Annotated in this window: 11 protein-coding genes and 1 pseudogene; 9 read left to right on the top strand and 3 right to left on the bottom strand. The window is 47.5% G+C overall.

Translation table 11 applies throughout. From position 1 onward, the window contains the following. Nucleotides 1-471 precede the first annotated feature (471 nt). The 5 genes and pseudogenes from spo0A to HMPREF1548_RS13160 form a co-directional block, all read left to right on the top strand. A pseudogene (gene spo0A / locus HMPREF1548_RS13180) lies at nt 472-828 on the top strand (sporulation transcription factor Spo0A); the annotation flags it as partial. A gap of 82 nt (nt 829-910) precedes the next feature. Next, nucleotides 911-2356 (top strand): glycogen synthase GlgA, encoded by a 1446-nt coding sequence (gene glgA, locus HMPREF1548_RS13175; protein WP_021636689.1) that lies wholly within the window; start codon nt 911-913, stop codon nt 2354-2356. A gap of 141 nt (nt 2357-2497) precedes the next feature. Continuing rightward, the gene (locus tag HMPREF1548_RS13170; protein ID WP_055725899.1) at nt 2498-3409 is read left to right on the top strand and encodes a DUF3298 and DUF4163 domain-containing protein; all 912 of its coding nucleotides are present in this window, start codon (nt 2498-2500) and stop codon (nt 3407-3409) included. Between the two features lie 82 nt (nt 3410-3491). Continuing rightward, nucleotides 3492-3677 (top strand): hypothetical protein, encoded by a 186-nt coding sequence (locus tag HMPREF1548_RS13165; RefSeq protein ID WP_025491128.1) that lies wholly within the window; start codon nt 3492-3494, stop codon nt 3675-3677. A gap of 15 nt (nt 3678-3692) precedes the next feature. Continuing rightward, the gene (locus HMPREF1548_RS13160; RefSeq protein ID WP_021636686.1) at nt 3693-3950 is read left to right on the top strand and encodes a spore coat protein; all 258 of its coding nucleotides are present in this window, start codon (nt 3693-3695) and stop codon (nt 3948-3950) included. A gap of 161 nt (nt 3951-4111) precedes the next feature. Here the strand turns inward: HMPREF1548_RS13160 and HMPREF1548_RS13155 are convergent, their stop codons facing one another. From HMPREF1548_RS13155 to HMPREF1548_RS13145, 3 genes are all read right to left on the bottom strand, one after another. Further along, nucleotides 4112-4807, bottom strand: coding sequence for a GNAT family N-acetyltransferase (locus HMPREF1548_RS13155; RefSeq protein WP_021636684.1), 696 nt, complete (start codon nt 4805-4807; stop codon nt 4112-4114). A gap of 19 nt (nt 4808-4826) precedes the next feature. Next, nucleotides 4827-6563 carry an Rqc2 family fibronectin-binding protein gene (locus HMPREF1548_RS13150; protein ID WP_035322035.1) on the bottom strand — a complete coding sequence of 579 codons (1737 nt, stop codon included), beginning with the start codon at nt 6561-6563 and terminating at the stop codon, nt 4827-4829. 184 nt (nt 6564-6747) lie between these two features. Next, the gene (locus HMPREF1548_RS13145; RefSeq protein ID WP_051358390.1) at nt 6748-7479 is read right to left on the bottom strand and encodes a TraX family protein; all 732 of its coding nucleotides are present in this window, start codon (nt 7477-7479) and stop codon (nt 6748-6750) included. 608 nt (nt 7480-8087) lie between these two features. On the opposite strand from HMPREF1548_RS13145, the gene HMPREF1548_RS13135 reads away from it, so the two are divergent. From HMPREF1548_RS13135 to rpoZ, 4 genes are read left to right on the top strand one after another with little or no spacing between them, the layout of a single operon-like run. Beyond that, nucleotides 8088-8966: a YicC/YloC family endoribonuclease gene (locus HMPREF1548_RS13135; protein WP_035322029.1), complete on the top strand. Its 879-nt coding sequence runs from the start codon at nt 8088-8090 to the stop codon at nt 8964-8966. A 15-nt stretch (nt 8967-8981) separates the two neighbouring features. Beyond that, the gene (locus tag HMPREF1548_RS13130; protein WP_021636679.1) at nt 8982-9242 is read left to right on the top strand and encodes a DUF370 domain-containing protein; all 261 of its coding nucleotides are present in this window, start codon (nt 8982-8984) and stop codon (nt 9240-9242) included. Then, nucleotides 9229-9864, top strand: a complete 636-nt coding sequence (gmk, locus tag HMPREF1548_RS13125) for a guanylate kinase (protein ID WP_021636678.1) — start codon at nt 9229-9231, stop codon at nt 9862-9864. The genes HMPREF1548_RS13130 and gmk overlap by 14 nt, the downstream gene beginning before the upstream one ends. Next, the gene (gene rpoZ, locus HMPREF1548_RS13120; RefSeq protein WP_021636677.1) at nt 9861-10112 is read left to right on the top strand and encodes a DNA-directed RNA polymerase subunit omega; all 252 of its coding nucleotides are present in this window, start codon (nt 9861-9863) and stop codon (nt 10110-10112) included. The genes gmk and rpoZ overlap by 4 nt, the downstream gene beginning before the upstream one ends. Nucleotides 10113-10164: the final 52 nt, after the last annotated feature.

Here is a 10164-nt window from a genome sequence, read left to right as displayed (position 1 = left end):
GCCACGGCGGCCCCCCGCTTATTATCCCTTCTCCCTCCCTCCCCCACTATCTGCCCCCTAATTATCCCCTAAATTTTAACATTTCCCCCCATTTTCCTCCATCTCCCCCACCCATCCATCGCCCATTTTCCCCCATTTTCGCCTTCTTTCGCCCTCCCTCCGCGCGATTTACCCCGAATCCCCACGAAACCCCGCCTTTTCTGCGATGAAAGAAGGTTGCCATAAATTGTCATTCTTATATAATAAATGCAGGAAGAGACAGAAAGAAAAAGATTTCTGTTGGAATGGAGGACATATATGGAACAGTTACGCATGAATACAGGGAAAGACAACGAAAGAGTGGTACAGATTCTCACGGATCTTATGAAAACCAATAAAGAATTCCAGATTATGATAACCGTACCGGCATCCGGCGCTTCATCAGCATCCGACTTTATGCCCAGGGAAGAAGAGACGGCAGACCAACCGGCCGTAACCCATAACCTGGAAAAAGACGTAACGGACATGATACATGAAATCGGCGTACCTGCCCATATCAAAGGCTATCAATACCTGCGTGAAGCTATAATGATGTCGGTGGAGGACATCGAAATGCTCAATTCCATTACCAAAATCCTCTACCCCACAATCGCCAAGAAATACCAGACAACACCCAGCCGCGTGGAACGCGCCATCAGACATGCCATTGAGGTTGCATGGAGCAGAGGAAAAATGGAAACTCTGGACTCTCTGTTCGGCTACACAATCAACACAGGTAAGGGAAAACCCACCAATTCCGAGTTTATTGCCCTCATTGCAGACAAAATAAGGCTTCAATATAAAAATTAATCTTTTATTAAATGCCGTAATGATGTATAATATTTGTAAACCTATCTAGGGAAGGTATTAAGAAATTACGGGAGGATTCGGAATGAAGAAAATTTTATTTGTGGCTTCGGAAGGCGTACCGTTCATTAAGACGGGCGGCCTGGCAGACGTAGTAGGTTCCCTGCCCAAATGTATCGATAAAGAGTATTATGACGTACGCGTGATCTTGCCCAAATATGTATGCATGTCCCAGGAAATGAAGGACAGACTGAATTACAGAACGCATTTCTATATGGATTTCCACTGGCAGAATCAGTATGTGGGCATTCTGGAAGCGGAAATGGACGGCGTGAAATATTACTTTATAGATAATGAATATTATTTTAACGGCTTTAAGCCCTACGGTGACAACGCCCTGTTTGAAATCGAGAAATTTGCATTCTTTTCCAAGGCTGCGCTTTCCATACTGCCTGTCATCGACTTCCGCCCGGATTTAATCCATTGCCACGACTGGCAGACCGGACTGATTCCCGTATATCTGCATGAACGCTTCCAGGGAAGCGATTTCTACCGTGGAATCAAGACGGCCATGACCATCCATAACCTGAAATTCCAGGGAAAATGGAGCATTAAGGAGGTGCAGGACATAACTGGCTTACCCATGTCCTTTTTCACCCCTGATAAGCTGGAGGCCTACAAGGATGCCAACCTTCTCAAAGGTGGCCTTGTCTATGCGGACGCGATAACCACCGTAAGCGATACCTATGCGGAAGAAATCAAGACTCCCTTTTACGGAGAAGGGCTGGATGGCCTGATGCGTGCGCGCAGCGGCGATCTCAGAGGTATTGTCAACGGCATTGACTACGACGAATACAATCCGGAAACAGATAAATTCATCACCCATCACTTTAATGCGGTGAATTTCAGAAAAGAAAAAATTAAAAATAAACGGGCGCTCCAGGCAGACTTCGGACTGGATCAGGATGACAAGGCCATGCTGATCGGCGTAGTATCCAGACTGACCGACCAGAAGGGCTTTGACCTGGTAGCCTATGTCATGGATGAGCTGTGCCAGGATAACGTTCAGCTTATGGTGCTTGGTACCGGGGAAGAACAGTATGAGAACATGTTCCGCCATTTCGCATGGAAATACCCGGGCAAAGTATCCGCCCAGATCTACTATTCGGAAGCTGTATCCCACAGAGTTTACGCTTCCTGCGATGCCTTCCTTATGCCTTCCCTGTTTGAGCCCTGCGGACTCAGCCAGCTGATTGCCCTGCGCTACGGCACCGTGCCCATTGTCAGGGAAACCGGCGGCCTGAAGGATACCGTACAGGCATATAACGAATTTGAAAGCACAGGAACCGGCTTCAGTTTCATGAACTACAATGCCCATGAAATGCTGGGGACCGTCCGGTATGCGGAACGCATTTATTACGACAAAAAGAGAGAATGGAATAAGATCATTGACCGCGGAATGGCAATCGATTATTCCTGGCAGGTATCCGCCAAGAAATACCAGGAGATGTATGACTGGCTCATCGGCTGATGAAAGCTGCATAGATAAGAACACAGGGGGGAAACCATCTGACACAGGAGTAAAAATCCTGTGCCGGATGGTTTTTGTACGTTTAAAATTCCCCTCACAGGGAAGGCTAAAGATAAAATAATTCAAAGAGAGGAAGAAATTATGAAAAAATTTGCATGTTTTGCTTTGACTGCGGCGCTGCTCCTTGCAGGCTGCAGCGGCACAGACGGGGATAATGCAGCGCAGAGCCAGACCGAGACCGGAAGCGCCGCTCAGGAAAGCACAGCCCAGGAGAGCACTGGCCAGACAGAGCAGGAGGGCACACAGACGGAAGGTACACAGACAGAAAGCACAGAAGCAGCTTCCGCAAATGGAGCCAGCATTAAGGCCGGAGATTACTCTTACCATGTGGAGTCCCTGGAAAAAGAATGGACGACAGACAATGGAACGCTTGCGTGCACAGTCAAGCTGGCCTACCCTGTGTTTGAAGGCGATACCGAAGGAGAAAAGAATATCAACGCATTTTTTAAAGAATGGGCTGATGATAAACTGGACTATTATGAAAACGATAAGGATTCCATCGTAAACATTGCCCTCCAGTACCAGACAGAGCTGGAAACCGAACAGAATTCAACGCAGGAAGACTCCACGCTTCCGCCTGTCCCGCCCAGTGAAGAAGATTTTTCAGTGGGAGGCGTAACGGTCCGCGGCAGTGTGATTTCTGTTTTCATGGAATCCTACAGCTATGAAGGCGGCGCACATGGTATGCCTGGCCGGGCTAACTACCTCTTTGACAAGACAACGGGTAAGGAAACCACGCTGGCTTCCCTCATCAGCATTTCCGAAGAGGAACTGAACCAAAAGGTACGCGGCTTGTTCCAGGAGCAGGTAAAGGGCAATACGGAAGGCTTCTTTGAGGATGCGGAAGAAACACTGAATAACAAAAAGGATTTTATTGACAACTATTATTTCAGTGAAGACGGCGTTGTTTTTTATGCCACACCCTATGAAATCGCCCCCTATGCGGCTGGCTATACTGAGATCACGGTTCCTTTTGAAGAGCTGGGACTGTAAAAAAAGAAAAAGTTCCCTGCATATTCAACCCCTGTTCGGCGCACAATAAAAAGGCAGAAGCAAATTGAATGGAGGTATGGATATGGCAAATTTATCAGAACTCGATCTTCAGAACCTGCGCCATCTGATTGGCGGTTATGACACTACTCACTGCAAGATGAAGGAATACGCATCCTGTGCGGAGGACCCCAAGGTAAAACAGTTCTTTGAACAGGGCGCAAAGTCCGCTATGGAAAACAAACAGCAGCTGATGAAATTTTTGCAGTAAGGAGGAAAACTGACCATGATGCAGGAAAAAATAATGGTATCTGATACACTGGCAAGCATTAACGGCGAACTGGTAAGATTCGGGGAGATGATTCCCCAGACAGAAAACAAAGAACTGAAAAGCGCACTGAAGCAGATGCGCACAACCTGTGAGCAGTCACAGGAACAGCTCTATGAAATTGCACGCGAGAAATCCTATTATGTGCCTGCCCAAAAGGCATCCCAGGAAGAGGTTGATCACGTTAAAGGCCTGTTTACTTCAGGAACCCTGTAAAATACTTTAGATGTTAACAGCGGCTGATTGTTATCCGAAGCCGCCCCGGAAACCTGGCTGCCTTTCCAAAACGGCAGCAGGTTCAGCCAAAAAGCCACCCTGCAGCGGCAGATGCCTGTGCAGGATGGCTTTTTTTAAATATTGCTCCGTCGGTTGCATTATCAGTTTTCCGGAATCCACAGCCTAAAATTTTTTTCAAATACGGAGATCGGATAAATAGAAAGATAGAAATCACGAAGCGCTTCAAGAAAGGCCTCCTGATTAAACTGTCCCTCACAGAAGGCCTCCTTCTGCAATGTTTCCCGGAGTCCTGTTTTCCCGCCATTTTTACATGCTGTTTTTTCACAATTTTCTCCGTGCAGCTCTTCCTTCAGGGGAGATAACACAAGCATCCGGTAGGTAACACCGAACAGCTGCGCTCTGACCTGCGTCAATACTGCGCCGTTTCTCTCATAAAAACGAATCCGCCTTTCCCGAAGCTCCCTCTGCTCAGCGCAGTCTGCAGTTTCAGGCGCTTCACACTCAATAAAGCATCCCGGGAAATCGCTCTGCTTTTGGATTTCGTGAAGAAATACACTGCCAAGCCCCCGGCAGCGATACTCTTCCATAAAAGCATAATAATCCAGCAGCATCTTTTCCCTGTCCTTATCATGCATCAGCAGGGCATAACCGAGCAGGCCGCCCTCCGCTGCGGCGGATCCGTCATAAAGGCCGTAGCCGGAGTATTGCCCACGCTCCAGCAGCATTTTCACCGAAGAAAGAGGCTTTAATTCTGAATCCGGGAAATGCTCCGGCCCCCAGGCATCATAAACTGCCATAATTTCCTCCGGTGTCAAAGCCTTACATAATTCCTTCATAAATATCCTGACCTGCCTTTTACTCAATTTGTTTTAACGCGCTGATATCCGAATCGATCATCATCGAATAATTGGTATAGTATACAACGAAGCCGGGTTTACCGCCGCCTGGCTTTTTCACGTTCTTTTTTTCCGTATAATCGATTTCCACCTTCTCCTGCCCGCGCCCCCTGGAATAATGGGCGGCCAGCCTGGCCGCATCTTCAAAGGTGCTGTCAGGAAGCTCGTCGCCCCGGGATTTCACCACGACATGGGAACCAGGCATCCCCTTGGCGTGGAACCACCAGTCATTTCCGGAAGCGAACCTGAAGGTCAGCTCATCATTCTGATAATTGTTCTTCCCGACATAAATGTCATAACCATCGCTGCTTACATAATGAAAGGGACGGCTGGTAACTTTTACTTTTTTCGAACCGCCTTTTCTTCGGATATACCCGCTCTCGATCAGTTCCTCCTTGATCTGCACCAAATCCTCTTCCTTCTGGGCAATATCAAGCGCATTGCTCACCGATTCCAGATGGTCGATTTCCGATTTTGTCTCCAGCGTCAGCTGTGAGAGCGCCTCAAAGGTTCTTTTCAGCTTGTTGTACTTATCAAAATACTTCTTTGCGTTTTCCCCTGCTGTCAGCATGGGATCCAGCGGTATGACAATATCCTCATTGGTATAATAATTCAGGGCGGTCATGGACTTCGCCCCTGGCTCCACCCCATAACCATAGGTATTCAGAAGCTCTCCATAAATGCGGTATTTATCCTTCTTTTCCGTATCCCTCATCTGCTTCAGTTGCAGATCATATTTTTTAATATTCCTTTCAAGCGCTGTGGAAACGATCCGGCGCAGGTCGGAGGAACGCTGACGAATCCGCGTAATCGTATTCTTTTCCGCATAATAATCCTCCAGAAGAGCACTGATGGAAGCATAATCCTTTCTCTGCGCCTCAGGATAAGAGGTCAGCCGCAGCGCAGCATACTCAGCAGGAACCCCGTTTTCATACACGATGCAGGGAGAAAAGTCCCCGCTGCGAACATCCCCCATCATCTCAGAAAAAGCGCGGTAAAGCGCCTTGCGTCCCGCCTCATCCAGCGCTGCAGTGGAAAGATCCGCATCCCCTCCCGCCCGGTAGCAAATCTCATGGGCGATGGCCGGAGACAGGCCCGTAAAACCGGAATACAGCGCCTTAAAACAAGGCATGCTGCCCGCAAATACCCTGTCCATAAAATCCTCCTCCGAAGCCGTGAGCGGATTCAGTTTATCCTGCGTATGCGGAATAAAATATTCCTTCCCGGGAAGCACCTCCCGCACAGAGCTGACAAGTCCCGAAATATGCTTGATGCTGTCAATGATAATCCCGGAATCATTACAGAAAATAATATTGCTGTGCTTTCCCATAAGCTCCACAATCAGCAGCTTCCTGCACACATCCCCCATTTCATCTAGATGCTCAATTTCAAAATTAATAATACGCTCCATGCCCGGCTGGCTGATACTGATGATTTTCCCATTCTGAATATGCTTACGCAGCAGCATACAGAAATTCGGAGCCGTCATGGGGCTGGTTTTATTCTTATCCGTCAGATAAATTAAAGGAAGGGACGCGGAAGCAGAAAGCGTGACCCTCTGCTGCGTTCCATTATTCTTAATCGTAAGAAGAAGCTCATCAGGCTCAGGCTGCGCGATTTTATAAACCCGTCCCCCGGTGAGCGCCTCGTCAAGTTCTTTCCTTATATTTGCAATTGTAATACCGTCAAATGCCATGACCTTACCCTCTCTGTTTCCATAATAAAGATACAACCCCCAGTATATCAGAAAATCCCTCCCCGCGCAATTGCATGAAAATCCGCCCCTGAGCATAAAATCCCCTGCCGGCAGCCTTATCAGAACAACTCCGACAATACCGCCGACAGGGGGACAGAACCATAAAACTTGAAAACCACCAAATCTAAAAGCCCATAAAGTACCGCACCAATGCAATGAGAGCCAGGTGAGCCGGATAAAACACATAGAAAAACCACTTAGGAAGCTTAATGGAAGTATTCGTATGGAAATAAATGAAAGGCAGCGCAAGCAGCGAGAAAATTTCAAAACCAACAGGATGCCCGCCAACCACCCAACACAAAGGATCCTCAAGACTGCCTCCAAACAGAGCCGGAAGATAACTCAACGTATACAAAACAGCCCCCAATACCGGTTTTTTACGGCAAAGATAAAAAATAAGCATAAGGAGAATTCCGGTAAAAGAATAATCAAAATTCCAAAAACAGATTACAAAGGTAGAAACTGCAAAAAGCCACCATTTTTTCTCCTTAAAACCCCACACAGCCAAAAGACTGATAAACAAAGTAAAAAATATATTCCAGTTCGTCAGATTCCCCCAAAAATCATGCGGATTAAAAGCAAGAATCCAGAACGGCTGGGAAATAACCGCAAACACCGCAATCCGCCCCAAATACCTCTTAATATCTCTCGTATAAAGCATCCCCACGGTCATACAATAACAAAATATAGGAAACGCCAGCCTCCCGATCCACCGGAACACAGGATATTCAGGAAAAAAAGTCCCCCCCACATGATCCAAAAGCATACTGATAACAGCGACCACCTTTAAAAAAGTAGTATCCAGATTCGTATCCAGCAAAGCCCCATTCTCCAATGTACCATTCCTCATATTCATATTTATCATTTCCTTTCTTCTGTTCTTTTGATACCCCAATTCTACCTCACCCTGCCATCCCCAGCCACCCCTCCAAATGTCAAGAACAACCGCCTTAATGTAAAGTTTGGACATATAAAGTTTTATATAATGTAAATATAAAAAAACCTCCCTGCACTACCAGGAAAAAGGTATCGGGGGCGTGCTTTGCTCCGGTGGCGGCCGGCAGCTGGTTTCCCCTGGGCGGGGCGGCTGTGATGTTTTTTCAGATCCATTGGAAAAAAAGGTGTTGTTTCTTACTGCTCCTGCCTGCCGGAATTCTGCCGCCCTTAGCAGCCTGTCTGACGAACACAGCAGGCCAACGGCCGCTGTGAGAGGAGTTTTGGCTGCGCCGGCAGAATCCCGACAGACAGGAACAGTTAGAAACCCCCCTTTTTTGAGACCGGATCCGAAAAAACATCACAGCCGCCCCGCCCAGGGGAAACCAGCCGCCGGCCGCCGCCAAAGCGAAGCACGCCCCCGATACCTTTTTCCGTCCTTTTCCGACCTCCCTCAAAATCCTTGACTACTCACATGCATTGCTTTATAATAAAATGAATTATGGGAATGTATTTTCTGGAGGAATACTGATGATAAAAAGTATGACAGGCTTCGGCAGATGCGAAATCAGCGAGGCCGAACGTAAAATTACCGTAGAAATGAAGTCCGTAAACCACAGGTATCTGGATGTAAGCATAAAGATGCCAAAGAAGCTGAATTTTTTTGAAGCTTCCATAAGAAGCGTGTTGAAAGAATATATCCAGCGCGGCAAAGTGGATTTGTTCATTACCTACGAAGATTTTACAGAGAACAATGTGACGATCAAGTACAACAGGGATATTGCCGGGGAATACATGCAGTATCTGAAGCAGATGGCAGAGGATTTTTCACTGGACAACGATATCCGTGTTTCCTCCCTTTCCAGATTCCCGGAGGTTTTCTCCATGGAGGAGCAGGCCATTGATGAGGAAGGCATCTGGAAGACGCTGGAAAAGGCGCTGAGGGGAGCGGCAGAAGGACTGTCACAGACCAGGATTACCGAAGGGGAGAACCTGAAGGAGGATTTGATTTCCAAGCTGGACGGCATGCTGGAAAGCGTGGCTTTTATTGAGGAAAGGTCGCCGCAGATAATAGCGGAATACAGGCAGACGCTTAAGGATAAGGTAAAAGAGCTTCTTGAGGATGCCCAGGTGGATGAGAACCGTCTTCTTATGGAGGTTACTATTTTTGCCGATAAAGTGTGTGTGGATGAAGAACTGGTGCGCTTAAGAAGCCATATTGAGACTACGAAAAAAACTCTTGGTGAAGGTGGAAGCATCGGAAGGAAGCTTGATTTTATTGCCCAGGAAATGAACCGGGAAGCCAATACCATTCTTTCCAAGGCCAATGATCTGGAGACCTCCGACCGGGCGATTGAGCTGAAGACGGAAATTGAGAAGGTCAGAGAGCAGATTCAGAATATTGAATAATGGCGGAGGCGGTCAATGAGTCAGTTTATCCATGTCGGTTTTGGCAATATTGTAAATACGGAAAAGATTATCGCGGTGGTCAGCCCTGATTCCGCACCCATCAAGCGTATGGTGCAGACAGCCAGAGAGACGGGGGCGGCCGTGGACGCGACGCAGGGACGTAAGACAAAGGCGGTGCTGGTGATGGAGAACGGTCAGCTTGTGCTGTCGGCGCTTCTGCCGGAAACCATTGCAAACAGGGCGCAGGCCGAACGGGAGGATAATGATGAAGCATAGGGGAATTCTGATTGTCGTATCCGGTTTTTCCGGGGCAGGCAAGGGAACATTGATGAAGGAACTGCTCAAAACCTATGATAATTATGCGCTGTCGGTTTCCATGACGACAAGAAAGCCCAGGCCGGGCGAGGAAGAAGGTAAATCCTATTTTTTTGTGGATAAGGATACCTTCGAAGAGACGATTGCAAAGGACGGGCTGATCGAGTATGCCAGCTACTGCGGCAACTACTACGGAACGCCCAGAGAATATGTGGAGGCCTGTCTGGACAACGGACGGGACGTAATCCTGGAAATTGAAATCCAGGGCGCGCTTAAGGTGAAAGAAAAATTCCCGGAAGCCCTTCTTTTATTTATCATGCCGCCCAGCGCGGAAGAATTAAAAAGAAGGCTGGAAGGAAGAGGCACCGAAAGCGAGGAGGTCATCTGCCAGCGTATTGCGCGCGCGGCAGAGGAAGCGGAAGGCATTGAAAATTATGATTATATCATAATCAATGATAAACTGGACGACTGCGTGAAGGAAATGCATTCCATTATTTCCGCATCCCGCAGAAATCCGAAAAGAAATAAGGAATTGATAGCTGATATGCGTTCCGAGCTGGACGCGTTAGTGAAAGGAGAATGAAAATGTTACATCCCTCTTATACCGATTTAATGAAAGTCGTGAACAGCGACGTGGAGCCCGGCGAAACCAAGATTGTAAGCAGCCGTTATTCCATCGTTATGGCGACTTCCAAAAGAGCAAGGCAGATCATCGGAGGCGATGAGCCGTTAGTAAATATGAAGACAGGCATGAAGCCTTTATCCGTTGCTGTAGAAGAACTGAATGAAGGCAAAATCAAAATTCTCGGAGATGAAGAAACCGAAGATTAAAATGGGGGAAGGGAGAAGAGAAATTGCCGTGTGCATTTCTCTTTTTTCATAA

It is taken from the genome of Clostridium sp. KLE 1755 (assembly GCF_000466465.2).
Lineage (GTDB): Bacteria > Bacillota > Clostridia > Lachnospirales > Lachnospiraceae > Eisenbergiella > Eisenbergiella porci.
Note: the sequence above shows the minus strand (reverse complement) of the source record. Positions and strands in the feature narration are given on the sequence as shown.